Source organism: Lysinibacillus sp. GbtcB16, from assembly GCF_019091145.1.
Lineage (GTDB): Bacteria > Bacillota > Bacilli > Bacillales_A > Planococcaceae > Lysinibacillus > Lysinibacillus fusiformis.
In genome coordinates this window covers 1-266 of record NZ_JAGXJV010000471.1, presented here as the reverse complement: position 1 = coordinate 266, position 266 = coordinate 1, and the positions used below count along the sequence as shown (strand labels likewise).

Sequence of the window (266 nt, the reverse complement as noted above, 5' to 3'; positions counted from 1 at the left end):
GCTTCACGTTTTTTTGCGCGGCTTTTTTTTGACCAGCTTCCGCAGATGCTTGATGCTTTTTAACATGTCGCCTTTGCACAGCGGACATTCCGGCGATGGTGTCGCAGCCAGCTCTTCACGCATCCATGCTTTACATTCGTTGTTTTTGCATCTCCAAATAGGTACTGGGGATAAATCCGGCTTGCTTACCTCGACATCCAAGACTGTTACACCTCCTGCTGCCTTAACCTGCCCGAATGCCATAATCTTCATTCAGTTCCTGGGAG

1 protein-coding gene is annotated in these 266 nt (G+C 48.9%); it reads right to left on the bottom strand.

The window, feature by feature from the left end; all coding sequences use genetic code 11:
* Nucleotides 1-3: 3 nt before the first annotated feature.
* Nucleotides 4-252, bottom strand: coding sequence for a cold-inducible protein YdjO-related protein (locus KVT27_RS24945; RefSeq protein ID WP_254636282.1), 249 nt, complete (start codon nt 250-252; stop codon nt 4-6).
* Nucleotides 253-266: the final 14 nt, after the last annotated feature.

Excerpts from the sequence above, each read along its gene's own strand:
- KVT27_RS24945 (WP_254636282.1), bottom strand. The coding sequence starts at position 252 with ATGAAGATTATGGCATTCGGGCAGGTTAAGGCAGCAGGAGGTGTAACA.